This is a genomic window from Streptomyces sp. NPDC048277 (assembly GCF_040652235.1).
GTDB lineage: Bacteria > Actinomycetota > Actinomycetes > Streptomycetales > Streptomycetaceae > Streptomyces.
Genome location: NZ_JBEZLQ010000009.1, coordinates 210016 through 236041, shown reverse-complemented (window position 1 = coordinate 236041; position 26026 = coordinate 210016). Strand labels below are relative to the sequence as shown.

The 26026-nt window shown below is 70.4% G+C and carries 21 protein-coding genes; 12 read left to right on the top strand and 9 right to left on the bottom strand.

Features of this window, described 5'->3' with window-relative positions; translation table 11 throughout:
- Positions 1–136: 136 nt before the first annotated feature.
- Positions 137–1009 carry an isocitrate lyase/PEP mutase family protein gene (locus tag AB0D85_RS21440; RefSeq protein ID WP_362322383.1) on the top strand — a complete coding sequence of 291 codons (873 nt, stop codon included), beginning with the start codon at positions 137–139 and terminating at the stop codon, positions 1007–1009.
- Positions 1006–1251: a hypothetical protein gene (locus tag AB0D85_RS21435; protein ID WP_362322381.1), complete on the top strand. Its 246-nt coding sequence runs from the start codon at positions 1006–1008 to the stop codon at positions 1249–1251. Before AB0D85_RS21440 ends, AB0D85_RS21435 begins: the two co-directional genes overlap by 4 nt.
- A 73-nt stretch (positions 1252–1324) precedes the next feature.
- Here the strand turns inward: AB0D85_RS21435 and AB0D85_RS21430 are convergent, their stop codons facing one another.
- From AB0D85_RS21430 to AB0D85_RS21410, 5 genes are all read right to left on the bottom strand, one after another.
- Complete coding sequence (locus AB0D85_RS21430) at positions 1325–1534, bottom strand: hypothetical protein (RefSeq protein WP_362322379.1); 210 nt, start codon at positions 1532–1534, stop codon at positions 1325–1327.
- Positions 1535–1564: 30 nt separating this feature from the next.
- Complete coding sequence (locus AB0D85_RS21425; protein WP_362322377.1) at positions 1565–2629, bottom strand: substrate-binding domain-containing protein; 1065 nt, start codon at positions 2627–2629, stop codon at positions 1565–1567.
- A gap of 221 nt (positions 2630–2850) precedes the next feature.
- Entirely contained in the window at positions 2851–3756 is a 906-nt protein-coding gene (locus AB0D85_RS21420; RefSeq protein WP_362322375.1) for a carbohydrate ABC transporter permease, read from the bottom strand.
- Entirely contained in the window at positions 3756–4640 is an 885-nt protein-coding gene (locus AB0D85_RS21415; RefSeq protein WP_362322373.1) for a sugar ABC transporter permease, read from the bottom strand. Before AB0D85_RS21415 ends, AB0D85_RS21420 begins: the two co-directional genes overlap by 1 nt.
- Before the next feature lie 10 nt (positions 4641–4650).
- A complete protein-coding gene (locus AB0D85_RS21410; RefSeq protein ID WP_362322371.1) occupies positions 4651–5979 on the bottom strand; it encodes an extracellular solute-binding protein in 1329 nt (442 codons plus the stop codon).
- Positions 5980–6368: 389 nt separating this feature from the next.
- Here AB0D85_RS21410 and AB0D85_RS21405 point away from each other — a divergent pair, with 389 nt between their 5' ends.
- From AB0D85_RS21405 to AB0D85_RS21375, 7 genes are all read left to right on the top strand, one after another.
- Entirely contained in the window at positions 6369–7712 is a 1344-nt protein-coding gene (locus AB0D85_RS21405; protein WP_362322368.1) for an extracellular solute-binding protein, read from the top strand.
- The gene (locus AB0D85_RS21400; protein WP_362322366.1) at positions 7709–8701 is read left to right on the top strand and encodes a sugar ABC transporter permease; all 993 of its coding nucleotides are present in this window, start codon (positions 7709–7711) and stop codon (positions 8699–8701) included. Before AB0D85_RS21405 ends, AB0D85_RS21400 begins: the two co-directional genes overlap by 4 nt.
- Positions 8698–9555 (top strand): carbohydrate ABC transporter permease, encoded by an 858-nt coding sequence (locus AB0D85_RS21395; RefSeq protein WP_362322364.1) that lies wholly within the window; start codon positions 8698–8700, stop codon positions 9553–9555. The genes AB0D85_RS21400 and AB0D85_RS21395 overlap by 4 nt, the downstream gene beginning before the upstream one ends.
- Positions 9556–9579: 24 nt before the next feature.
- Positions 9580–11112, top strand: coding sequence for a glycosyl hydrolase family 28 protein (locus AB0D85_RS21390; protein ID WP_362322362.1), 1533 nt, complete (start codon positions 9580–9582; stop codon positions 11110–11112).
- A complete protein-coding gene (locus tag AB0D85_RS21385; protein ID WP_362322360.1) occupies positions 11109–14441 on the top strand; it encodes an alginate lyase family protein in 3333 nt (1110 codons plus the stop codon). The genes AB0D85_RS21390 and AB0D85_RS21385 overlap by 4 nt, the downstream gene beginning before the upstream one ends.
- Before the next feature lie 28 nt (positions 14442–14469).
- Positions 14470–15738 carry an alginate lyase family protein gene (locus AB0D85_RS21380; protein WP_362322357.1) on the top strand — a complete coding sequence of 423 codons (1269 nt, stop codon included), beginning with the start codon at positions 14470–14472 and terminating at the stop codon, positions 15736–15738.
- A 119-nt stretch (positions 15739–15857) separates the two neighbouring features.
- Complete coding sequence (locus tag AB0D85_RS21375; RefSeq protein ID WP_362322355.1) at positions 15858–17393, top strand: carboxylesterase family protein; 1536 nt, start codon at positions 15858–15860, stop codon at positions 17391–17393.
- On the opposite strand, the gene AB0D85_RS21370 is transcribed toward AB0D85_RS21375, so the two are convergent.
- The gene (locus tag AB0D85_RS21370; RefSeq protein ID WP_362322353.1) at positions 17367–18425 is read right to left on the bottom strand and encodes a LacI family DNA-binding transcriptional regulator; all 1059 of its coding nucleotides are present in this window, start codon (positions 18423–18425) and stop codon (positions 17367–17369) included. The genes AB0D85_RS21375 and AB0D85_RS21370 overlap by 27 nt on opposite strands.
- Positions 18426–18587: 162 nt before the next feature.
- Positions 18588–19505, bottom strand: coding sequence for a homocysteine S-methyltransferase (gene mmuM, locus AB0D85_RS21365; RefSeq protein ID WP_362322351.1), 918 nt, complete (start codon positions 19503–19505; stop codon positions 18588–18590).
- 158 nt (positions 19506–19663) lie between these two features.
- Between mmuM and AB0D85_RS21360 the strand changes: the two genes are divergently transcribed.
- Together AB0D85_RS21360 and AB0D85_RS21355 are read left to right on the top strand one after the other, a co-directional pair.
- A complete protein-coding gene (locus tag AB0D85_RS21360; protein WP_362322348.1) occupies positions 19664–21037 on the top strand; it encodes an amino acid permease in 1374 nt (457 codons plus the stop codon).
- Between the two features lie 41 nt (positions 21038–21078).
- On the top strand, positions 21079–21915 hold the full coding sequence (locus AB0D85_RS21355) for a PhzF family phenazine biosynthesis protein (RefSeq protein WP_362322346.1): 837 nt from the start codon (positions 21079–21081) through the stop codon (positions 21913–21915).
- Positions 21916–21935: 20 nt separating this feature from the next.
- Here AB0D85_RS21355 and AB0D85_RS21350 read toward each other — a convergent pair whose 3' ends face one another.
- Positions 21936–22244 carry a putative quinol monooxygenase gene (locus tag AB0D85_RS21350; protein WP_362322344.1) on the bottom strand — a complete coding sequence of 103 codons (309 nt, stop codon included), beginning with the start codon at positions 22242–22244 and terminating at the stop codon, positions 21936–21938.
- Between the two features lie 66 nt (positions 22245–22310).
- Positions 22311–24407, bottom strand: a complete 2097-nt coding sequence (locus AB0D85_RS21345) for an autotransporter (protein ID WP_362322342.1) — start codon at positions 24405–24407, stop codon at positions 22311–22313.
- Positions 24408–24614: 207 nt separating this feature from the next.
- On the opposite strand from AB0D85_RS21345, the gene AB0D85_RS21340 reads away from it, so the two are divergent.
- Positions 24615–26024: an RICIN domain-containing protein gene (locus AB0D85_RS21340; RefSeq protein WP_362322340.1), complete on the top strand. Its 1410-nt coding sequence runs from the start codon at positions 24615–24617 to the stop codon at positions 26022–26024.
- The last annotated feature ends 2 nt before the right edge of the window (positions 26025–26026 follow it).

Below are 26026 nucleotides of genomic sequence, written 5' to 3'. Positions count from 1 at the left end.
CCGCCATTGGGGTGAGTAAAGCTCGCGCATGGTGATGGTCACATGCGTATCTAGAGATGCTCTTGTCTTGGCAAAGGGCTGTCGAGGCGCGAGGCCCACCGGGACCTCGCGCCACCCCCACATGAGGAGCCGGACCTTGACCTACGGGAAGAAGTTGCGCGAGCAGATCGCCGGGCCGGGGACCACCCCGCTCATCGGCGTGTACGACATGTACTCGGCGTCGATCGCGGCCAAGCACTACGACGGGATGTTCGTCTCCGGCTTCGGCTTCGCCGCGTCGTACTACGGCCTGCCGGACATCGGATTCATCGCCTGGCCCGACATGGTGGCCTTCGTCCAGCGGCTGCGGGGCGCGTTCCCGCACCACCACCTGCTCGTCGACATCGACGACGGCTACGTCGACCCCGAGGTCGCCTGTCACGTCGTGGAGGGACTGGAGCGGATCGGCGCCTCCGGGGTGATCCTGGAGGACCAGAAGCGGCCCCGCCGCTGCGGACACGCCGACGGCAAGCAGGTGCTGCCGCTGGACGAGTACCTGGAGAAGCTGGAGAAGGTCCTGGAGACCCGCACGGACCTGGTCGTGGTGGCCCGTACGGACGCCACCGACGAGCACGACATCCTGCACCGTGCGGAGCGGCTCGCCGCCACCGACGCCGACGTGGTCCTCGTCGACGGGGTGCGCAGCGAGGAGTGGATCCGCCGGATCCGCAAGGTCGTCGGCGACAAGCCGCTGCTCTTCAACCAGATCGCCGGCGGCAAGTCGCCCCGCCTCTCGCTCACCGAGCTGGACGACCTCGGCGTCGACGTCGCGATCTACTCCACGCCGTGTCTGTTCGCCGCGCACGAGGCGATGGACTCGGCGCTCGGCGACCTCAAGGCGGCCGACGGCCGGCTGCCCCAGGTGGACGCGGCGAGCGGGGTCGGCGTCAAGGCCTCCACGACCCTGCTGGAGCGCAACATCGCCCGGGAGCGGCTCGACGAGCCCGAGTCCGAGGGCGTGGGCGTGTGACGCGGTTGCGGACGGCCGTGGCCGTCACGGCGGCGCTGCTCGGAGCGGCCGCGGCCCCCGCGCACGCCGACGGGAGCCTGATCACGGTGCTCGACAACTCCCACGCGGACTCCATCCTGGAGGTGGACCGCACGGCGAACATCCAGACCGGGAGGGGCGACGCCGGCAGCGACCACGACGGCAGCGCCGTGGACGCGATCCAGGCGCTGATGGGCGAACCGCGTCAGGCCGACGACGACTGAGGGACCGAAGGGGAACTGCGGGACCGTCGTGGCTGGTCGCGCAGTTCCCCACGCCCCTGCGGGGCGCTTTGTCTCAGTCCTCGCCCAGGTCCGGCCTGCCGTTCTCGTCCAGCTCCACGTCCTCCTTCGGGTCGTGCTCGTCCTGCGGGGCGGCCACCACGGCGTGCTGCCGGGCCATGGCCGGAGCCGGGGTCAGGGGCGTGGCGTGGGCGGTGCCCAACGCCGTGGCCAGGGCGGCTGCGGTCAGGGCGCAGGCCGCCGCGATACGCGGGGTGAGTTTCATGCCCGTGAAACGATCTTGAAAGGGGCGCGGTCACCGACGTACGGCCGAACGGGCGGGCGGGGGCGCCGTACTCGCCCGCTCCACCAGCCGTGTCGACAGCTCCGTCCGGGTGCCCTCCGGGCGGTCCCCGTGCATCAGCCGCACCAGCAGCCGCAGCGCCGTCGCCGCCATCTCCCCGAGCGGCTGGCGGACCGTGGTCAGCGCCGGGGTGCCCCAGCGCGCCTCGGGCAGATCGTCGAAGCCGACCACACTGACGTCCTCCGGCACCCGCAGCCCGCGCTCGGCCAGTGCCGCGTACGCCCCGAGCGCCATCCGGTCCGAGCAGACGAACACGGCGGTCGGCGGCTCGGGCAGGTCGAGCAGTTCGTGCATACGGTGCCGGGCCGTGCCCTCGTCGAAGCTCGCGTGCCGGACGTACTCGCCGCGATGGCGCAGGCCCGCCGAGGCGAGCGCCGAGCGGTAGCCGGCCACCCGGGCGCCGCTGCACATCCTGCGCCGGCTGCCGGCGATCACCGCGATCCGTTCATGGCCGAGCGAGAGCAGATGCTCGGTCGCGGTGACCCCGCCCTGCCAGTTGGCCGCGCCGACCGAGACCACACCGGCCGGGGGCTCGTGGACGGGGTCGAGCAGCACGTACGGGATGCGGTGGTGGTCCAGCCAGCCGTACTGGGCCCGGCTCAGCTCGGCCAGATTGAACAGCACGCCCGAGGAGCCGCGCGCGGTGAACTTGTCCAGCCAGCCGCGCTCCGGGTGGCCGGCCCGGGGCCGGGTCGGCCCCGCCGACACGACGATCTCCAGACCCGCCTCGTGCGCCGCCTCCTCCACGCCGTGCAGCACCGCGCCCGACCACGAACTGTCCAGGGAGTGCACGACCAGGTCGATCAGGGCGGGGGCCTTCGTCGCGTCGAAACGGGGCCTGCGGACATAGCCGAGCCGTTCGAGGGCCTCGGTGACCCGGCGCCGGGTCTCGGGGGCCACGTCGTCGCGGCCGTTGACCACCTTCGAGGCGGTCGGCACGGAGACGCCCGCCTCGCGGGCCACCACCGCCAGCGTCGGACCGGCCGCCGCCACGCTCGTACCCCCGGCACGGACCATGAGGAACCCGCCTCTCCGGCCCGCCCTTGGGCCAACGAAAGTAACGAAAGTTGCGACCAACGCTGCTTCCGCGGTCTGCGTGCAAGCCGTGCAGTAAGCGCTTCCTACGATAGGTGCGCGTCAACACGGCGTGAAGACCTGGGAATTCACGGGATCTTCCGCAGAGGGACTTTCGAAACTTCGAACAGGGCTGTCGGATTAGTCGGATGTGCAGGGGACTGTCACTTGAGGGCTCCCAGGGTGACGCCCGTGCGCCAGTAGCGGCGCATCGCGATCATCATGACGGCCATCGGGACGATGGAGAGCAGGGCGCCGGTCAGGACCAGGCTGGTCAGGTCGACCCCGGACTCCAGGCGTTTGCCGGACCAGTTGTACAGGCCCAGGTTCAGGGTCCAGTTCTCCTCGCCGCGCAGAACGGTGAGGGGGAGGAAGAAGGCGTTCCAGGTGTTGACGAAGGCCAGGAGGAAGACCGTCGCGCCGCCCGTCGTCATCATGCGCAGGACGATCGAGAAGAAGATGCGCAGTTCGCCGGCGCCGTCGATGCGGGCCGCTTCGAGGAGTTCGTACGGGACCGTGGCCTCGGTGTACACCTTCGCCAGGTAGACGCTGAACGGGTTGATCAGACAGGGGATCAGCATCGCCCAGGGGGTGTCCACCAGGCCGATCTTCGAGAACAGCAGGTACAGCGGCAGGGTCAGCAGGGCGATCGGCACCAGGAAGGAGCCGACCACGCAGGCGAACACCAGGCTGCGGCCCGGGAACTGGAAGCGGGCGAGGCCGTAGCCGGTGGCGAGGGCGATGAGCGTGCCGCCGAGGGAGCCGACTCCCGCGTAGAGGAAGGAGTTGGCGGTCCAGCGCAGGAAGATCCCGTTCTCGTAGGTGAACAGCTGGTGGAGGTTGCTCCAGAGGTGCCAGCCGGAGAACCAGAGGCCGTTCGACTGGTACAGCCCTGTGCGGTCCTTGGTCGCGGCGACGACCAGCCACCAGACCGGGAAGAGGCTGTACGCGCTCGCCAGCACCAGGCCGACGAGCAGGAAGCGCTGGCCGCCCCGTGAACGGGCCGCCGGGTCGGGCTTGTTGATGCGTCGCACGGGGTTCGTCCTCGTCCGATCCTCGGTGAGCGTCATCAGTCGGCCTCCTTCGAGGTCAGCCGGTAGAAGAGGAAGCCGGCGACGCCGAGGATCAGGGCCAGCAGCACCGAAAGGGCCGCCGCGTAGTGGTAGTTGCCCGCGTTGAACGCCTGGTTGTAGATCACCATGATCGGGGTGAAGCTGTCCCCGACCGTCTGGGGCGTGATGTTGCGGAACAGGGCGGGCTCGTTGAAGATCTGGAGCATCTGGATGACCGACAGCATGCCGGTGAGGACCAACGCCCCGCGGACGTAGGGGACTTTGATGCTCAGGGCGATACGGCGCTCCGAGGCGCCGTCCAGCCTCGCCGCCTCGAAGAGCTCGCGCGGGACGCCCTGCAGCGCCGAGTAGATGATCACCATGTTGTAGCCGATGCCGTGCCAGGTCAGCAGGTTGCCGATGGACGGCCACACCATGGACGGCGCGAAGAAGTTCCAGGTCAGTCCGAACGCCTTGCCCAGCGGGGTGAGGGGGCCGACGTCGGGGCTGTAGAGGTTGATCCAGACGATCGCCGCGACCACGCCCGGGATCATGTACGGCACCAGCAGCAGGACCCGGAAGCGGCCCGCCACCCGGGACGTCAGCGCGTCCAGGAAGAGCGCCAGGAGCAGGCTGACCAGCAGCATGACCGGGATCTGGATGCAGGCGAACAGCAGCACCCGGAGCACCGAGTTCAGGAACGCCGAGTCCGTCAGGCCCTGTCGGTAGTTGGCCAGGCCGGAGAACTCGTCCGTGGTGCCGCCCAGGCCCAGGCCGGAGGAGTGCGCCCGGTACAGCGACTGGTGGACGGCGTACCCGATCGGGATGAGGTAGAGGAAGACGAAACCCAGCTGGAAGGGCACCGTGAAGGCGGCGCCCTTCCAGCGCAGTGAGCGGACCATCCGTGCCGCCTCAGCCCTCGACGCTGATGCCGCGGGACTTCAGGTCGTCGACCGTCCACCGCTGCATATGGGCGAGGAGGTCGGTGACCTTCTGCTGCTTGCTGACCACCTTGGCCCAGCCGCTCTGCAGCTCGGTGAACATGGCCGTCCAGTCGGGACCGAAGGTCCAGTCGGTGGTGACCGTGTCCAGGCTGTCGGTGACGACCTTCTTCGCCGGGTCGTAGTCGGCGCCGAGCAGCTTCTGGGAGATCGCCTCGTCGACGTAGGCGCCGCTGTCGGCGAGCGCGGGCATGACGCCGTTGCCGGTGGTCGGGCTCGCCATCGTCTTCACCGCGCCGGAGTCGGTGGACATCCACAACGCGGCCTCGGCGGCCTGCTGCTGGTGGGCGCACTGCTGGGTGACGAGGGTGACGCTGCCGGTGAGGTTGGTGCCGGCCGGGGTCTTCGCCGCCTCGCCGGTGAAGGCCGGCCAGGGGGAGAGGGCCCACGTGCCGAAGGACTTGGTGAAGTTCTGCACCATGCCGGCCATCTGCCAGGTGGAGATCTGCCGGGTCGCGGTGCCGCCGTCGTCGTAGTTGCGCTGGACGGCCGCGTAGTCGGCGAACGACAGCTTCGAGTCGAGGTCGTTGTCGATGATCTGCTGGATGACCTGGGCGGCCTTGAGGGTGCCCGCGTCCTGGAAGTCCACCTTCCAGGAGTTGCCGTCGATCGTGTACCAGTGGGCCCCGGCCTGCATGGCGAGCACTTCGAGGGTGCTGGGGTCCTCACCGGCATAGTTGGTGATCTTGACGCCGTGCTTCTTCAGGACCTTGCCGGCCGCGATGAACTCGTCCCAGGTGGTGGGGGCCTTGAGGCCGTACTTCTGGAAGATGTCGGTGCGGTAGATCGTGAAGTTCGGCGCGGAGCTGGTGGGGACGCCGTAGAGCCTGCCCTGCACCTGGGCGGCCGACCAGGAGCCGGAGTTGAACTTGCTCTTCGCCGAGCCGACGTACTTCGTGATGTCGGCGAGGGCGCCCTGGGCGACCCAACTCGTCACGTACTCGGCGGTGTTCTGCACCAGGCAGGGCGCGTTGCCCGCCTTCACCGCGTTGGTGAGCTGCTTCTGCATCGTCAACTGGTCGGTGACCTTCGTGTACTTCAGCTGCACGTCCTTGTGGGCGGCGTTGAACGCCTTCACCACGGCGTCCTGCCCGTTCGCCCAGCCCCAGAAGGGCAGGGTGACCGGCCCGGAGGCAGAGCCGGAGTCCCCGGAGCCGGAGCCCGATCCGCCGCAGGCGGAGAGCAGACCTGTCAGCGCGAGGCCCGCGATCGCGGCGCGGACCAACCTGGTGGAGTTCATCTGACCGTGTTCCTTCGGAGGTGGGCGCTCTCGGGAGGAGGGCGGCGGCTCGGCAGTGCCTTAGAAACCGGTTTCCACGAGACCGTAGGACGGCCCGGGCGCTCCCAGCAAGGGGTATGAGTCGGAATCTTTCGACGTGCGGTCGGTCGAACGGTCCGTGAGCAGCAACCGGTACGCACGAACAACCGGTTGCCGCCGAACGGTTTTCGAAAGTTCGTCACTTCCCTTGACGAGGCTCTTGTACGAGTTGAAGCTCCCCTCACCGCTCATAGCAACCGGTTGCCAAAAGCTTCCGCGCTTCGACAGGTGCTCCGTCAACTCGGCGCAGCCCAGGGTCGGCTCAGTTCAGCTCAGGTCAGCTCTGCTCAGCGAAGAGAGTGGGTAAGTTCATGCGGACGCACGCCCGTGCCCCGGTCAGCCGACGCCGTTTCCTGGCGCTCGGCGGCACTGCCGCCGCGACGGCCGCCCTCGGCGGCTGCGCTCTTCCGGTGGCCGGCAGTGTCGGCGGCTCGGGTGAGACCGTCACGGTGATGGCCAAGGCCGACGACATCTCGACGGATCTGATCAGGCAGGCGCAGAAGGACATCGGCATCAAGATCAACACGGTGCTCTACAGCACCAGCAAGCTGATCGCGATGATGACCAACGGCAACCCGCCGGACCTGGTGCGCGGTGTCGGCGCCGTGGACGCCCCGTACTTCGCGGCCAGGGGCGTGATGGAGAACCTGGACCCGTACTTCGCGAAGAGCAGGGTGCTCCGGCCGGACGACCTGGACCCGGTCAACGACCTGTGGCGCTACGACGGCCGCACCCAGGGCAAGGGCCCGCGGTACGGCATGGCGAAGGACTTCTCCCAGGACTCCATGTACTGGTACAACACCGCGCTCTTCGACCAGGCGGGCGTGGACTATCCGTCGGAACTGGAGCCGGTCACCTTCGACGAGTGGCTGGACAAGGCCAAGCGGCTCACCCGGCGCAAGAACGGGGCGATCACCGTCTTCGGCGGCAGCTACAACGGTGTGCTCACGCCCAACCTGCTGGCGAGCCTGGCCGTGGCGGCCGGCGGCAGCATCTTCACCGAGGACTTCTCCCGAGTCGACTTCACCACCCCGGAGGCCCGCAAGGCGCTCGGCTGGTACATCGACTACTGCCGGACCAAGGTCGGCCCCAGCATCATCCAGCCCGACCCCAACGCCTGGGACGGCCCCACCTTCCAGGCGGACCGGCTGGCCATGTCCAACTCGGGCTACTGGCTCGGCGGCCTGATCAACACGGACACGAAGCTTGCCCCGCTGTCCCGTCTCGCCCCCGCTCCGGTCTTCGAGGGGGGTCGGCGGATCAGCCCCTGCCAGGCCGGCACCGGCTTCTGGATACCGAGCAAGTCACACCACAAGGACGCCGCCTGGCGGGTCTTCGAGTGGTTCTTCGGTGAGGCCCCGGCCAAGGCGCGTGCCTCCGGAGGCTGGGGCATCCCGACCCTGAAGTCCCTGCGCTCGCTGATGCCCGCGCAGGAGAGCTACCAGAAACGGGTCCTGAAGGTGCAGGAGGCCGAGCTGAAGCACTTCTCGGTGATCGCCTTCACACCCTATGCCAGCGCGGACTCGCTCCTCGCCCTCTTCAACCAGATCGCCCCGGCCGCCATGAACGGCGAGATGTCCCTCGACACCCTCGCCGGACACCTCAACTCGGTCATGAACGATCAGCTCAAGCGCGGTAAGGAGCAGGTGGGATGACGGTTGATCAGGCCGCCTCCGGCACGGACCGGCGCGCCCCGGCCCCGGCCGGGAGTCACGCGCGATCCCGGCCGCGCACCTCCGTGACCGCACGCAGGCACAAGGCGTTCTACATGTTCGCCTCGCCCTGGATCGCCGGGTTCCCACTGCTCACCATCGCGCCGATGGCATACGCGCTGTGGCTGAGCTTCACCACCTTCGACGGCATCTCACCCCACTGGCACTACGTCGGACTCGGCAACTACCGCGAACTGTTCTCCGACTCGCAGACCTGGTACTCGCTGGGCCGCACCGGTCTGTTCGCGATCACCTCGGTCCCGCTGTCGATCATCGCGGGGCTCGGGCTCGCCGTGCTGGTCAACCGGCCGCTCAAGGCGCGCGGAGTGTTCCGCACCCTGCTCTATCTGCCCGCGGTGGTGCCCCCGGTGGGCGCCGGCCTCGCGTTCAAGCAGATCTTCGACCAGAACTCCGGTGCCGCCAACGGTGTGCTGAACCTCTTCGGTATCGACGCCCTCGGCTGGCTGGCCGACCCCTACGCCCGCTATGTACTGATCATGACGGTGCTCTGGGCGTCCGGGAACATCATGATCATCTCGCTGGCCGGGCTCCAGGACATCCCGCGCGAACTCCTCGAAGCCGCTCGCATCGACGGCGCGAGCGGCTGGCGGAGCTTTCGCAGCATCACCGTACCGCTGCTGTCGCCGGTGCTGCTCTTCCAGACCGTGACCGGCGTCATCGCCTCGGTGCAGACCATCATGCCGCTGCTGCTGGCCCCAGACCCCACCCCGGCCGGCATCACCGCGCTCCCGCAGTCCAACTACCTCTACATGATGCACGTGTTCGCGGAGTACTTCGCCTTCGGCCGCTTCGGCTACGCCTCCGCACTGCTGTGGGTGCTCTTCGTCCTGATCCTCATCGTGACCGGACTGATCTTCAGGTTCACGTCCGGAGTGGTGTTCTACAACGTCGACCCGGAGGCGAAGAAATGACCGCCACCACTCCGATCCCCAAGTCCGCACCCCGCGTCCGCGTCAACCGCCTCGTCCTCTACACGGCCCTCGTCGCGATCACCGGACTCTTCCTGGGCCCCTTCGGCTGGCTGGCCGTCTCCGGCCTCAAGACCCCGGCCGAACTTGCGGCCTCGCCCGTCCACTGGCTGCCCGCCCATGCGCAGTGGCACAACTTCGCCGACGCCTTCCACCTCATCGACTTCCTCGGCTACGCCCGCAACTCCCTCATCATCGCGACGATCTACGCCACCCTGGTCACGCTCAGCTCCGCCTGGGTCGGTTTCGGCTTCGCCCGGCTCGACGCCCCCGGCAAGAAGACCCTCTTCGGGATCCTGCTCGGCTCGATGATGCTGCCCCAGATGATCACCCTGCTGCCGACCTATCTGATCTTCGCCAAGCTCGGCATGGTCGACACGTACTGGCCATGGGTGCTGTGGGGCCTGGCCGCCGCCCCCTATCTCGTCTTCCTCTTCCGGCAGTTCTTCGCCGGGCTGCCCCGAGAGCTGGAGGAGGCCGCGATCATCGACGGATGCGGCTGGTCGGCCATCTTCTGGCGGATCTTCCTCCCGCAGTCCTGGCCGGTCCTCTCCGCGAGCTTCGTGATCGCCTTCACCTGGACCTGGGGCGACTACATCGCCCCGCAGCTCCTGCTGTCCACCGACCGCACCACCCTCGCGGTCGCCGTCATGTCCACCTATGTCACCTCGGCCGGCACCCCCGTGACCAACCTCCAGGCCGCGGCGTCGGTGATGTACGTCGTCCCGATCCTGCTGATCTTCCTGATCGCCCAGCGCGGTTTCGTCGCCGGGATGTCCACGACCGGTCTCAAGTAGCCCATGTGTCGCAAGGAGTCACGCATGAACACGTTCCTGTCCCGCCGTACGGCCCTCCAGGCGGCCGGTGCCACCGTGCTCGCCACCGGTCTCTCCGGCCTGACGGCCACGGCGGCCCGGGCCGACGCCTCCGGCAACAACTCCGCTCCCAAGCTGGTCACTTACCCCCGCCCGGCCGCCATGCCGACGAACACAGGCTTCAAGGCGAGAGTCCGCACCGCCCCCGACGGAGACTGGCAGACCCTGGACGTCTGGCGCCCCCAGCTGGAGGAGATCAACACCACCACCGGCTCGGGCAAGGTCTACAGCACCTCGATGGTGTACTTCGACTTCCAGGGCTCCGTCGAGATCGAGGTCACCTACCTCAAGGGCGGCACCACCAAGGCCCGCGTCCGTCCGGACGCGCTCGGTATCACGCCCGAACTCGGCGGCGACACCCTGGTGTTCACCCTGGACGAGCCGAAGGACGTCGTCGTCCAGATCAACGACGAGATCTTCGACTGCCTGCACGTCATCACCAACCACGTCGAATGCAACGCGCCTTCGGCCGACGACCCGGACGTCATCTACTTCGGCCCCGGCGTGCACTCCGTCACCGGCAACGTCCTGACCGTGCCCAGCGGCAAGACCGTCTACCTGGCCGGCGGCGCGGTTCTGACAGCCAAGGTCTACTTCAAGGACGTCGAGAAGGCCCGCCTGACCGGGCGCGGGGTCCTCTACAACAACCCCGGCGGCGCCATCCTCAGCGAGGGCAGCAAGAACATCCGGATCGAGGACGTCATCATCCTCAACCCGGCCGGCTACGCGGGCATCTTCGCCGAAAGCCAGAACGTCCATGTGAAGAAGGCCCGTGCGTTCAGCTCGAAGGGCAACGGAGACGGCTTCGACGTGTTCTCCTCCACCGGGGTCACCTTCGACGGCTGCTTCATGCGCAACTCCGACGACTGCATCGCGATCTACTGCCACCGCTGGGACTACTACGGCGACACCCGCGACATCACGATCCAGAACTGCACCCTGTGGGCGGACGTCGCCCACCCCGTCAACGTCGGCACGCACGGCAACACCGACGATCCCGAGACCATCGAGAACCTGGTCATCAAGAACATCGACATCCTCGACCACCGCGAACCCCAGATGAACTACCAGGGCTGCATCGCCCTGAACGTCGGTGACTCCAACCTCCTGAAGACCGTCCGCATCGAGGACGTGCGGATCGAGGACTTCCGCTGGGGCCAGGTCATCTACATGAAGGTCATGTACAACACGAAGTACAACACCTCGGTCGGCCGCGGCATTCAGGACGTCTACGTCAAGAACCTCAGCTACACCGGCACCCACGCCAACCCGTCGCTCTTCCTCGGCTACGACGCCGACCACGCGATCGACGGCGTCACCTTCGAGAACCTGGTGATCAACGGCGTGGTGGTCGCCGACTCGATGAAGAAGCCGACCTGGTACTACACCACCGACACGATCCAGTGGTACTACAACGAGCACGTCACGAACCTGAAGTTCCTCACGACCGCCGAGGCCGAGGCGGCCGCCGCGTCATGAGCCTGCCCGCCACCAGCCGCCGGAGTTTCCTCGGCGGTACGGCGGCCCTGCTGCTGGCGTCGGGCATGAGCGGACTGCTCGTGCCCGGCACCGCGGCGGCCGCCGAGAGCGACACCGGTACCAGAGCCTTCACCCACCCGGGCCTGCTGCACACCTCCGCCGACCTCGCCCGGATGAAGGCGGCGGTCGCGGCGAAGCAATCGCCCATGTACGACGGCTACCTGGCCCTCGCGGCCCACGCCCGCTCACAGTCCACCTACACCATCCAGAACACCGGCCAGATCACCTCCTGGGGCCGCGGCCCCACCAACTTCCAGAGCCAGGCCGTCGCCGACTCGGCCGCCGCCTACCAGAACGCCCTGCTGTGGGCCGTCACCGGCGACACCTCCCACGCCGACAAGGCCCGGGACATCCTGAACGCCTGGTCGGCCTCCCTCACGACGATCACCGGCGCCGACGGCCCGCTCGGCGCGGGCCTGCAGGCCTTCAAGTTCGTCAACGCGGCCGAACTGCTCCGGTACGGCGGCTACGACGGCTGGGCGCCCGCCGACATCGCCCGCTGCGAGCGGTCCTTCCTGGACGTCTGGTATCCGGCCGTCTCCGGCTACATGCTCTACGCCAACGGAAACTGGGACCTGACGGCCCTTCAGACCATTCTGGCCATCGGCGTGTTCTGCGAGGAACCGGTCCTCTTCGAGAACGCCCTGCGCTTCGCCGCGGCCGGCGCCGGCAACGGCAGCATCCCGCACCGGATCGTCACCGCCGCGGGCCAGGGCCAGGAGGCCGGCCGCGACCAGGGCCACGAACAGCTCGCCGTCGGCCTGACCGGTGACATCGCCCAGGTCGCCTGGAACCAGGGCGTCGACCTGTGGGGCTTCGACGACAACCGCATCCTCGCCGACTTCGAGTACGCCGCCCGCTACAACCTCGGCGGCGACGTCCCCTTCACCCCCGACCTCGACCGCACCGGCAAGTACCTCAAGACGACGGTCTCCGCGATCAGCCGCGGCACCCTGCCGCCGATCTACGAGATGGCCTACGCCCACTACGCGGGAGTGCGTGGCCTCTCCGCGCCCTCCACGGAGGCCGCCGTCTTCCGCGGCACCGGCGGCGCCAGAGTCGTCGAGGGCAGCAACGACGACCTGCCCAGCTGGGGCACCTTCGCCTACGCCGGCACGACGGCCCCCGCATCCACCGTGCCGACGGCCCCGACCGGCGTCACGGCAGTGGGCGACGGCACCTCCGTCACCGTGAACTGGCTGCCGTCCGCCTGGGCGAGCACGTACACCGTCCGCCGGGCCACCAGCCCCGAGGGACCGTACGAGGAGATCGCCACCGCGGTCGGCAAGCCGACGTACTCCGACGACCACGCGCGCCCGGGACGCACGTACCACTACACGGTCACCGCCACCAACTCCGAGGGCAGCAGCGCCGATTCAAGCGCTGTCACCGCGACCGCCGGCCTGCCCGTGCCGTGGGCCACCCAGGACCTCGGCGACATGAGGATCCCCGGTTCCGCGGTCTTCGACGGAGAGCGGTTCGTGCTGGAAGCGAGCGGCACCGCGGACACCTACCGGATCGCGCACCTGCCGCTGCGCGGCGACGGCACGGTGACCGCGCGGATCGTGTGGCCGCTGAGCTCGCAGTACTCCAAGATCGGCGTCACCCTGCGCTTTTCCCTCGACGCCGACGCGGCGCACGCGGCCATGCTGATCCAGGGGTTGCCGCTGCACACATGGAGCGGGGTGTGGAGCGTACGACCGCAGGACGGCGGGGACCTCACGGCGACCGGCAGCATGCCGGTTCCGCCGTCACAGCAGGACGCGATCACCGTGAACGCGGCCTTCCCGATCTCCAGCCTCGGCACACTCCCCGAGTCGGCGACCCCGCTGGAGGCGCCCTACGTGGAGGGCGCGGGGGACGGATACCGGCTGCGGGCGCCGTACTGGGTCCGCGTCAGCCGCAAGGGGCGGCGGTTCACGGGCGCGATCTCTCCGGACGGCATCCGGTGGACCGAGGTGGGGTCGACCGAATGCGACATGGCCCACACCACCTGTGCGGGCCTCGTGCTCACCTCCTGCCTCGGCGTCGACGAGGACTACGCCGAGACCGGCACCGGCGCCTTCGACAACGTCACCGTGACCTCGGCCTCGGGCGAGGTGTGGTCCGTGCCGAGCCCCACCGCGGCCGTAACCGGACTGCGCGCGGCCACCTGCACCGACGCCATCGGGCTGACCTGGACCGACCCGGACCCCGCGGCCCGTTTCAAGGTGCTGCGCGCCACGGACCTCGACGGCCCGTACCGCACGATCGCGACCGGCGCCGGAGCGGTCGGCTTCGGCACCCGCGTCCGGTACGCGGACGCCACGGGGACGCCCGGAACGACGTACCACTATGTCGTCGCGAAGACGAACTCCGGGGGGCGCGGACCGCTCTCGCAACCGGCCGCCGCCGCGATGCCGACCCCGAGCACCCCCCAACCCGCCTCCGCCACCACACTGTTCGCCAACCAGGGCGTCCCCTTCCGGCACCTCCTGCGGGCCACGCACGAACCCGTCCGCTTCACCGCCACCGGCCTCCCCGACGGCCTGCGCCTCGACAGCCGCACCGGCCTGATCTCCGGAACCCCGGGCGGGACCGGCGAGTTCACCGTCCTCACCACCGCGGGCAACGCGGCCGGCGACGGCACCGCCACCCTCACCCTCGCTGTCGGCACACCTCCACCCGCCCCCTGGGCCTACGGTGACCTCGGCGACGTGATACTCGACGACCGCGCCTACGGCACGCTCGGTGTGGTCGCGATCCGGACGCCCGGCAGCACCTCGTACGACGGCGGGACCTTCACCGTCCGCGGCGCGGGCGTGGACCTGACCGTCAACGGCCAGGGAATGACCGGGCAGTTCGTACAGCAGCCGGTCGCCGGTGACTGTACGGTCACCGCCCGGCTCGTCTCCCGTACCGGGGCCACCGCCGACCGGGTGGGCCTGCTGATGGCCAAGTCGCTGTCGCCCTTCGACCAGGCCGCCGGAGTGATCGTGACCGGTGGGACCAGCGCGCAGCTGATGCTGCGCAAGACCGTCGCCGGTGCCTCCGCCTTCTCCGGCACCGCGACCGTTCAACTCCCTCTCGCACTGCGGCTGAAGCGCACCGGGACCGCCTTCGCCGCGGCCGTCTCCTCCGATGACGGCGCCACCTGGACCGACCTCGCCGCCGGCGAGATCCCCGGCTTCGGTGACGCCCCCTTCCACGTGGGTCTGGTGGTCTGCTCGCGCAACCTCCTGGCCCTCGGCACCACCGAGTTCGACGAGGTGAGCATCAACCCCGACTGATCCCCCCACGGATTGGAGTCGCACCGAAATGAGCCGCATTTCCGATTCCCCCCACCAGCCCTCCGAACAGGGCGAGTTGAGCCGACGCGGTCTGCTGAGGGCCGCGGGCGGTCTGACGGCCGCACTCGCCCTCGGGGGCTCGGCGGCCGCGCTGGCGGGCACCACCGCCAGCGCGGCTCCGTCGACCTTCACCCACCCCGGCATGCTCCACAACGCCGGTGACATCAACCGCGCCAAGGTGCGGGTCGCCGCCGGCACCGACCCCTGGCTGTCCGGCTGGAACAGGCTGACCGCCAACTCCCACTCCCAGTCCACCTGGACGAACCGCGCCACCTCCGTCATCAACCGCGGAGGCTCCGGCACCCAGAACTACCCCCAGCTCTACGGCGACATCGCCGCCGCCTACCAGAACGCCCTGCGCTGGAAGGTCGGCGGCACCGAGGCCAACGCCGTCTGCGCCGCGAACATCCTCAACGCCTGGTCCACGACGCTGACCGCGATCGACGGCGACGCCGACCGGTTCCTCGCCGCCGGCATCTACGGCTGGCAGTTCGCCAACGCCTGCGAACTGATGCGGGACTACGACGGCTTCGACCTCGCCGCCGCCCAGGACATGCTGGCCACCGTCTTCTACCCGATGAACAACAGCTTCCTGACCAACCACAACGACGCCTGCATCACCAACTACTGGGCCAACTGGGACCTGTGCAACATGGCCTCCGTCCTGGCCATCGGCATCCTCAACGAGGACAGCGCCAAGTACGACCAGGCCGTCACGTACTTCAAGTCCGGCGCGGGCAACGGCTCCATCGAGCACGCGGTGCCGTACCTGTACACGGACAGCGACGGCTACGCGCTCGGCCAGTGGCAGGAGTCGGGCCGCGACCAGGGCCACACCGTCATGGGCATGGGCCAGATGGGCGCGATCTGCGAGATGGCCTGGAACCAGGGCGACGACCTGTACTCGTACGACGACCGCCGCTTCATGAAGGCCGCCCAGTACGTCGCCAAGTACAACATCGGCGACGACGTGCCCTACACCACCTACACCTGGGGCACCGGCCAGAACTGCGCCAGTTCGTCCCAGACCGTGATCGCCTCCGGCTCCCGCGGCCAGATCCGCCCGGTCTGGGCCATGCTCCACTTCCACTACAACCGTCGCCTGTACCTCGACGACAAGTACATCTCCGCCATGTACTACGACCTCGTCGCCCCCGAGGGCGGCGGCGGCGACTACGGCACCGCCAGCGGCGGCTACGACCAGCTCGGCTTCGGCACCCTGATGTACGCCAAGTAGCCGCGCGTATCCGCCGGAACACCCTCCGAACGCCGTGTGCGCCGGAATACCGGGAGCGACTGTGGTGCTCTTGTCCTACCGGCGTACCGGCACACGCGGCGGGAGGAGCTGGTGGGCGGATGAAGGAGCCTTTGGCCGACACCCCCTACGGGGCGGTGCGCGGCAGGTGGGAGCAGGGGATCGCGGTCTTCCGGGGCATCCCCTACGCGGCCCCGCCCTTCGGGGAACACCGGTTCCGTCCGCCCGTGCCGCCCGAGCCCTGGGACGGCGTCCGGGACGCGGGCGCCTTCGGGCCGACGGCGCCGAAACCGCCGTACTCGGAGGCGTTCGCGCAGTATCTGTCCGACCCGGTGATCCCCGGTGACGACTGCCTCAACCTGAACGTATGGACCCCGGAGCCGGGCCCCGGTGCCCGGCTCCCGGTACTGGTCTGGCTGCACGGCGGCGCTCTGACCAGGGGATCATCGGCCGTACCGGTGTACGACGGGCATGCGTTCGCCCGCGACGGTGTCGTCTTCGTGTCGGTCAACTACCGGCTGGGGATCGAGGGCTACGGGCTGTTCCCCGACACCCCGCCGAACCCGGGGCTCCGCGACCAGCTCGCCGCCCTGCGCTGGGTCCACGACACGGTCGCCGCGTTCGGCGGCGACCCGGACCGGGTGACTCTCTGCGGCCAGTCCGCGGGCGCCATCAGCGCCGGCGCCCTGCTCGCCGCACCCCAGGCCCAGGGACTGGTCCGCCGGGCCGTCCTGCAGAGCGGGGCGCCCGAGGCCCCGGAACGGGACAAGGTACGGCGCATGGTCCGCCGGATGGCGAACCGGCTGAAGATCCCGGCGACCGCCCAGGCCTTCGCCGAGGCCGACCGCGAGCTGCTGCTGCGCACCCAGGCCGAGGTGGGCCGCCTCAGCAGCCCGGTGCTCGGCGGTCCCGCCTTCGGGATCGTCGTCGACGGCGACCTCGTCCCGCGCGACCCGCTCCAGGCCCTCCTCGACGGCGAAGCCGCCCGGGGCGTCGACCTGTTGATGGGCTGGACCCGCGACGAGTACCGGCTCTGGCTGGTGCCGGGCGGCCTCCTCGACCATGTCGACCGGCTCGGCCCGGTCGCCTTCGCCGGCGCCATGGCCCGCTGCCGTGTCGGCCACGAGGTGCCGCGCGGCTACCGCGCCCTGCGCCCCGAGTCCGGCCCCGCCGAGATCGTCGGCCAGATGGTCACCGACCACCTGCTCCGCCTCCCCCTGCACCGCCTGGCCGAGGCCCGCCCCGGCTCCTCCCACCTCTACGAGTTCGCCTGGCCCTCCAACCGCCCCGGCCTCGGCGCCTGCCACGCCCTGGAGCTGGGCTTCGTCTTCGACACCGGGGACGTGCCCGAGTCGGCGCTGCTCGCCGGCGAGGGCGCCCCGCGGGAACTGGGCGCCGAGATGCACGGCGCGTGGGTCCGCTTCGCCACCACCGGCGACCCCGGCTGGCAGTCCTGGGACGACACCCACCCGGTCCGCGTCCTCGGCGACGGCGAACCCCGCACGGTGTCCGGCCCCCGGGACGAGGAGTTCGCGCTCTGGACACCGGAGGCGCCACCGCACCCCGACCGGCCCGCCGAACTGGCCCTGGCCGTACGCCGGTTGCGCCGCTCAATGGCCGCCGTGCGCCGCCACTGAGTCGCGTACGACCACATGCGTGCCGAGCAGCAGATGCTCGTCGGCCGACTCCCCGCCATGACCGAGGGCGGTGCGGACGGCGAGCCGCCCGAGCTCCTCGTAGGGTACGTGCACGGTGGTCAGGGCCGGGTGCAGATCGCGGGCGAACGGTATGTCGTCGTACCCGGCGAGCGACACGTCGCCGGGCACGTCGAGCCCCGCCTCGTGCAGGGCGGTCAGCGCCCCCGCGGCCACCATGTCGGTGGCGGCGACGACCGCGCTGAACTCCAGTTCCCCCGCGAGGGCCTGCCGCAGCAGCCGGTGCCCGGAGTTCCGGGTGAAGTCCCCGTGGAGCAGGAGCGCGGGGTCGGGTTCGAGGCCCCTGGCCCGGTGCGCCGCCAGATATCCCCGCTCCCGTCCCATCGCCGTGGTGTGGTCCGGCTTCCCGCCGAGGAACAGCACCCGCCGATGCCCCTGCGCGAGCACATGCGAGACCAGGGCGTAGGCGCCGCCCTCGTTGTCGTACTCGATGACCGTGACCGGCGCGCCGGGACCGAGCGGCGGCCGCCCGCACAGCACGAGCCGGGACCCGGCCGAGGCCAGCGAGTCGGCGACACGGCGGGTCCGCTCCCGGTACTCGGGCGTGTCCGCCGCCCCGCCGACGAGAATCACGGCCGCGGCCCGCTGCGCCCGCATCATCTCGATGAACTCCAGCTCGCGCCGCACGTCGCCGTCGGTGCTGCACACCAGCGACAGATGCCCGAGCCGCGCCGCCTCCCGCTCCACGCCGTGCGCCATGTGCGCGAAGGAGGGCCCGGTGATGTCCTCCAGCACGAAGGCGAGCGTGGGCGTACCGACCCCGGCGACGGCCTTCGCGCGGGCGTCGGCGACGTAGTCCATCTCCCGGACGGCCCGCAGGACGCGCGTACGGGTGGCGGCACTGACCGGGTAGTCGCCCCCGAGCACCCGGGACACGGTGGAGGCGGACACCCCGGCACGGGCGGCGACATCACGGATGGTGCTTCGCCCCTGCTCCCCGTTTTTCCTGGTCAATTCCCCACCCTCCAGAACCGGCAACCGGTTCCCGACGGGACCCTAGCGCCCCGCCAGGGGCGCGGGACAGTGTCAATTCGCGGCTCCGCCGCGTGGGCGCGAGCAACCCACAACCGCAGTTGGTCGCCGGACGACAGAACCCCCACGGCGAACCGGCGAAGGTCACACCACCCGGGCGATCCCGGCGACAGCCTCCGGCCCCACCCGGCAGCACCCCCCGATCAACCGAGCCCCCGCATCCCGCCACCCGACGACCTGCTCCGCCGCGAACGTCGACCGCCCCGTCCAGGCCCGAGCCCGCGCGTCCCAGACCTCCCCGCTGTTGGGATAGACGACCACCGGCTTCCCGGTCACCCGCACCGCCGTCTCCACCGCGAGCGCCACGTCTTCCGGCGCACAGCAGTTCACGCCCACGGCGATGATCTCGTCGGCGTCGGCGGCCAGCCCGAACGCCTCCTCCAGGGGCTGCCCGGCCCGTGTCCGCCCCTCCGCCACGCTGTACGACAGCCAGGCCGGTACCCCCAGCCCCCGCACCGCCCGCAGCAGCGCCGCCGCCTCGTCCGCGTCCGGCACGGTCTCCAGCGCCAGCACGTCCGGCCCGGCCCCGGCCAGCACCTCCAGGCGCGGCCGGTGGAACCGCTCCAGCTCGTCGACGCTCAGCCCGTACCGCCCCCGGTACTCGGAGCCGTCCGCGAGCATCGCCCCGTACGGCCCGACCGACGCGGCCACCCACAACGGCCGTACGATCCCCTCCTCCCGCGCCCGCCGCACCGCGTCCCGCCCCAGTTCCACGCTCAGCGCGAGCAGCCGCGCGGACTCCTCGTGCGGGATCCCGCGCTTGGCGAAGCCCTCGAACGTGGCCTGGTAGCTCGCGGTGATCGCGACGTCGGCGCCCGCCCTGAAATACGCGAGGTGCGCGTCGCCGACCGCGTCGGGCCGGTCGGCCAGCAGCCGCGCCGACCACAGCTCGTCGCTCAGGTCGTGTCCGGCGGACGCCAGCTGGTTGGACATGCCGCCGTCGAGCACGAGCGTCCCCGCGGCGAGGGCGTCGGCGAGGCTGGGGGAGTTGTCGCTGGTCATGCACCGACGCTAGTCGACCCGGCTCCGAACAGCCGAGTGTGTCCACCGTATGAACAGATCGCCCATCATGTGGACACCCGGTATACGATCGCCCGACTCCCCGCCCCGCCCGCCTGCCCGCACCCGCGCACGCATGCCCCCCCGGAACCGGAACCGCCATGACAGCCCCCGTCCCCACCCCCGCCGAGGCCACGGAACCCACCGAGGCCCCGTCCGCTCCCCGCCGCACCTTCGGCCTGGCCACCGCGACCGCCCTGGTCATGGGCAACATCATCGGCGGCGGCATCTTCGCGCTGCCCGCCGCGGTCGCCCCGTACGGCACGGTCAGCCTGCTCGCCTTCGTCGTCCTGTCCGTCGCCGCCGTCCTGCTCGCCCTGCTCTTCGGCAAGCTGGCCCGCCGCAGCCCGGTCACCGGCGGCCTCTACGTCTACCCGCGCGACGCCTTCGGCCCCTTCGCCGGATTCCTCTCCGCGTGGTCGTACTGGACGATGTGCTGGGTCAGCATCGCGGCACTGGCGGTCGCGGTCGTCGGGTACGTCGACGTCCTGATCCCCCTGCACGGCAACCACGCCCTCGAAGGCGTCGTCGCCCTCGCCGCGCTCTGGCTCCCGGCCGCCGCGAACTTCGCCGGCACCCGCTGGGTCGGCACGGTCCAGATCGTCTCGACGGTCCTGAAGTTCGTCCCGCTCCTCATCGTCGCCACCGTCGGCCTGTTCTTCGTCCACGCGGACAACTTCGGACCCTTCAACGCGTCCGGCGACAGCGCCCCCGGCGCCCTCGCCGCCGCGGCGGCCCTGCTGCTCTACAGCTTCCTCGGTGTCGAGTCGGCCGCGGTCAGCGCGGGCGAGGTCGAGAACCCGGAGCGCACGGTCGGCCGCGCGAGCGTGCTCGGCACACTGGGCTCCGCCGTCGTCTACCTCCTCGGCACGGTCGCCGTCTTCGGCCTGGTCCCGCACGACAAGCTGGTGAAGTCCGGCGCGCCCTTCGCCGACGCGGTGAACGCGATCACCGGTGGCGGCTGGGGCGGCACCGCGATCGCGCTGGTCGCCGTCGCCTCGATCGTCGGCTGCCTCAACGGCTGGATCCTGCTGGCCGCGCAGATGCCGTACGCGGCCGCCCGCGACGGCCTCTTCCCGAAGCCGTTCGCGAAGGTCGGCAAGGGCGGGGTGCCCGGCTTCGGCGTCTGGGCGGTCGCCGTCCTCGGCACCCTCCTCATCGCCCTCAACTACACGGCCGGCCCGGACACCACGTTCCGCGTCCTGGTCCTCATCACCACCTTCACCGGCTGCGTCCCGTACCTGCTGTCGGCCGCCGCCCAGCTCTACTGGCTCGCCCAGGGCACCCGCGAGCGCGTCCGCCCTCCGGCCCTGGTCCGCGACCTGATCGCGGCCGCGCTCTCCTTCGCCTTCTCCTTCTGGCTGATCGCGGGCGCGGGCTACGCGGCCGTCTACCAGGGCGTGCTGTTCCTGTTCGCGGGGATCCCGGTGTACGTGTGGCTGCGCGGCCGGCAGCGGGAGGACGCGACCGCGTGACGGCGGCGGGGCGCCCGCCGGGCCCCGCTAGGCTCACCGCCGTGAACGTCACCCTCGTTCGGGCCTGCCTGCGCGACGGCCGCGGCGGCAGCCCCACCGCGGTCCTGGACGACGCACCGCTCACCGACGACGAACGCCGCGAGGTACCCGTCCGGGCCGGTGCCTCGCACGCCGTGTTCCTCTCGACCGCCCGGCCCGCGGGCGGGATCTCGCTCCGCTTCTTCACCGCCGAGGGCGAACTCCCCGGCTGCGGCCACGGCACGGTCGCGGCGCTGGCCGTCCTGGCCGGGCGCACCGGCACCCGCGAGGTCACCCTGCGGACGCGGTCGGGCGCGCTGGAGGGCCGGGCGATCCGCCGTGAGGACGGCGGGCTGGAGGGCTGGTTCGCGCCGGGGCCGGTCGGCCTGCGCGCACCCGGGGACGGCGAACTCGACGACGTTTTCACCGCCCTGGGCCTGGCCGGCGACACCCCGGGCGGTGTCATCGCCTCGCTCGGACGCCCACGGCTGCTGCTCCCGCTGCCCACGCGGTCCGCCCTCGCCGCGCTGACCCCGCATCCGGACCGCCTCCGCGCCGCCTGCGACCGGCTGGGCCTGCTGGGCTGCTACCTCTACTCCGCCCCGGCACCGGACGGCCGGGTGGCGGCCCGGATGTTCGCCCCGTCGATCGGCGTCCCGGAGGACATCGCCAACGCCAACAGCACGGCCTGCCTGGCCGCCCGCCTCGCCCGCGGGGGACTTCCGGGAGTCACCGCCGACATGGGCGACTCACTCGGCACCCCGGCGACGATCACGGCAGTCGTACGCCCAGGACCGGACGGCCCGGGGATCCTCGTGGGCGGGTCCGCGCGGATCGACCGGGTCCTGGGCGACTCCTGAAACGCCACCGGCGCCCGCCGTCAGGCGCCGCCGGCGCCGAGACCGCCCACGACGGTCAGTTCGCGGCTGGTGAACTCGCCGGTGAGCAGGGGCATGGCGGCCGCGATCGCCTCCTTGGTCTCCGGCAACCGCAGGGACGCGTCGTGGTGTTCCTTCGATTCCCAGACCTCGGTGACCACGATCGTGTCCGGGTCGTCGTCCGCCAGGCCCACCACATAGCTGCGGCAGCCGTGCTCGCGGAGGCCGTCGGCTCCGGAGAGCAGGATCGCGACCACGGCGTCGCGTTCGCCGGGCCGTGTCCTCATCGAGCCGATGTAGCCGTAGGCCATGTCATGCCGCCTTCCTCGCAGGTGCGTCGTCCGGCACCCTACTGACGCCGGACGACGCCCGGCCCGTCACCCCGCGTGCCGTCCGCCCCTCCGGCGGTCCTTCCGCTGCGTGCGCAGGCCCGCCGGGACCATCAGGCCGCCGAGGAGGCCCAGGGCCAGGGCGTACGGCCACCAGCCGAAGGCGTCCGCCGAGTCGGCGGCGGTGCGGGTGGTCACGGTCGGGGGAGCCGTGGCCGTCGACTCGGTGGCGCCGGCCTTCGTTTTCGCCCCGGCCGCCTTCGCCACCAGGACCACGTCGTTGCCGTCGCCGCCCCGGTAGCTGATCCGGTAGACGGTGTCGGCCAGCTTGACCTCGGCGCCCTCGCGCAGGCCGTCGAAGGCGCCGGTGGTGCGGGCCGTGCCGGTGTGGTCGATCAGCGTGATACGGCGGGCGGGGGAGGTGCCCGCGTCGGACATGTCCAGGGCGCCGGCCAGGGTCAGACGGCCCGTCACCTTCAACGGCTTGTTCCGCAGGACCAGTTCACCTCGCTTGTGCTGGGTGTAGTCGCCCTTCACGGTCAACCCGCTCGTCACCAGGCCGTCGTTGGTCACCGGGCTCAGTACCGTGCCGGTGCCGGAGAGGGCGGTCGCGACCCTGAGGCCCGCCGTGCCCGCGTCGAGCCTCGCCGCCGCCGACGTCAGCCGGATCGCCCTGCTGTGCGCGAGAGTCGCTCCGGCGCGCAAGGCCAGAGTGCCCCTGCCGACGGTCGTCGTCCCGGTGTACGACACCGAGCTCCCGGTGAGCGTGGTCGTCGCCGCGCCGGACTGGACGAGCGACCCCGAGCCGGTCACGTACGCCAGCGTCACGGGAGCCGACGTGTTGCGGACGTACAGGGTGCCGTCGTTCACGATCCTGCGCTGCTCCGTGCCGGTCAGCAGCGAGCCGTCGCCGCCCCGCGCGCCCGACCCCAGCCGCAGCACCGCGCCCTTCTCGACCGTCGTCGAGCCGTCGTAGTCCTGGGCGGCCGCGAAGGTCACGTCGTTCCCGCGCGTCCCCGCGATCACGATGTCCCCGGCACCGGGCGCGGCCAGCGTGTCGTGGTAGCGTCCGCCGCCGATCGGGGCGCCCAGCGTCACGGGGCCGTCGTAGTCGAAGGTGAGCTTCGAGCGGCGGCCACTGGCCGCGTGCAGGTTGATGTAGACGGTGTCCTTCGTGCCCGGCATGAAGATCCGGTGGGTCGTCCCGTCGCCCCAGTGCACGTCGGCGCCCTCGATGTTGGTGCCGCGCTTGTTCAACTGGTGGGCGATCGGCTTCCAGTTGAGCGAAGGGTCGCTCAACGACGGGTTCGTGTCGCCGCCCTGGTCGCTGTAGCTGTACTGGCCGGTGAGGACGACCTTGCTGCCCGGCCGCGAGTGGACGTTGACGTCACTGCCGTACTCCCGCTGGTAGAAGTCCTGGCGCAGGGTGATCGTCTGGTACAGCGGGGTGTCGATGATCCAGGAGCCCTGGTTGAGGATCGCGCGGGTGCTGGGGAGCGCCACCGGGTACTCCGGGCGGCCGACGGCCATCCCCGTGCCGTTGTCGATGACCCCGGAGAAGGGGTGGGTGCCCGCCAGGTCCAGCGTGCCCCACATGTTGCGGGGTTGGGTGACCAGGCCCGCGCCGCTGATCGTGCCGATGTTGAAGGTGCGGGTGAGTGACAGCCGCAGCGTTCCGTCGACGCGGATGTTGAGCTGGTTCAGCTGGTAGCCGGGCGTGTTGTACGGGAAGTGGCCGATCAGGCCCGTGCCGCCGCCGGTTCCGTACTGCAGGGTCGTACCGCGCTCGACGGTGATCGCCGGCGGGTCGGGGTTGGTGACGGTCGTATACGGGTGGTTGCCGCCCTGGGTGCGCACGACCTGCCGTTGCCGGGAGGCCGGCAGGGTGAAGTCGCTGTCCCTGGTGAGGATCAGGGTGCCGCCGCCGCGCACGGTGAGCGTGCCCTCGCCGTGGAAGACCCCGTCGTACGTCGTCGTCCCGGCCGGCACGGTGACGACCGTGTCGCCGGTGAGGGTCACGTCCCGGTCGGCCAGCACGTCTGCGGTGACGTCCCGGGCGCCGGCGGCGAGGGCCGGGGGAGCGGAGGCCAGCAGGGCGGCGAGGGCGCCGACGGCCGCTGCGGTGGTGTGGAGGTGGGTGCGCACGTCAGGGGAGACGGCGGCGGACGGGGCGCGATAACAGAAAAACGAGCCTCGCCGACGAACGGCCGGAAATCGCTTTCCCTCTTGTCATGTCGTACCCGTTGACCCACGGGTAACACGCCCTTACCTTTTCGGCGATCACAACGTTCGTCATGACAAATGCGGTTCGGCATCCCGAACGGCATCCTTCCCCCAAGGAGCGTGTGTGAGATGAGACGTGCGTACGCGATCCTGCTGTCCCTCTGTCTGGCGTTGGCCGGCGCCCTGGCCGCCGCCGGCCCGGCCGCGGCCGCCTCCCAGACCGTCACCAACGGCACGCAGTTCACCGACACTTCGGGGAACATCGTGCACGCCCACGGCGGCGGGGTCATCAAGGTCGGCAGCTACTACTACTGGTTCGGCGAGGACCGCAACTCCGACAACACCTTCAAGTACGTGGACGCCTACCGCTCCACCGACCTGAAGACCTGGGAGTTCCGCAACCACGTCCTCACCCAGTCCTCCGCCTCCGAGCTCTCCACCGCCTACATCGAGCGCCCGAAGGTCATCTACAACGCCTCCACCGGCAAGTTCGTGATGTGGATGCACAAGGAGAACGGCGTCGACTACAGCGAGGCCAAGGCCGCCGTCGCCGTCTCCGACACGGTCGACGGGAACTACACCTACCAGGGCAGCTTCCAGCCGCTCGGCCAGTACATGTCCCGGGACATCACCACGTTCGTGGACACCGACGGCACCGCCTACATGGTCTCGGCGGCCAACGAGAACTACGACCTGCAGATCTACAAGCTCACCTCCGACTACACCGCCATCGACAGCCTGGTCGCCAACCCGTGGGCGGGCGGCCACCGCGAGGCCCCGGCCCTCTTCAAGCGCAACGGCGTCTACTTCATGTTGACGTCGGGTGCCACCGGCTGGAGTGCCAACCAGCAGGAGTACGCCACCGCGACCAGCCTCTCCGGACCCTGGACGTCCTGGTCGACCGTCGGCGACTCCACGGCGTACAACTCCCAGACCGCCTACGTCCTCCCGGTCAGCGGCACTTCGGGCACCTCGTACCTCTACATGGGCGACCGCTGGGGCAACTCCTTCGGCGGCACGGTCAACGACTCCCGTTACGTCTGGCTGCCGTTGACCTTCCCGACCGACACCTCGATGTCGATGTCCTGGTACCCGGAGGTCTCCGTCGACACCGCCGCCGGCACGATCAGCGGCACCAGCGCCACGTACAACACCCTGATCGCCCGGCACAGCAGCAAGTGCGCCGACGTGCCGAACCAGTCCCTCTGGGAGGGCATCGCGATCAGCCAGTACACCTGCAACAGCGGCACCAACCAGAAGTGGTGGTTCAAGGACCTCGGCACCGGCTACTACGAGCTGATGGGCCGCGGCAGCTCGCTCTGCCTCCAGGAGAACTCCACCAACGTCACCCAGGAGGACTGCACCGGCGCCACCACCCAGCAGTGGTCGGTCGTGACCTCCGGCTCCTACGTCAACGTCAAGGCCCGCACGACCGGTGAGTGCCTGGACGTGAGCGGCGCGTCCACCGCCAACTCGGCCGCCATCATCACGTACACGTGCAACGGCGGCACGAACCAGCAGTGGACACGCGGGAGCTGAGC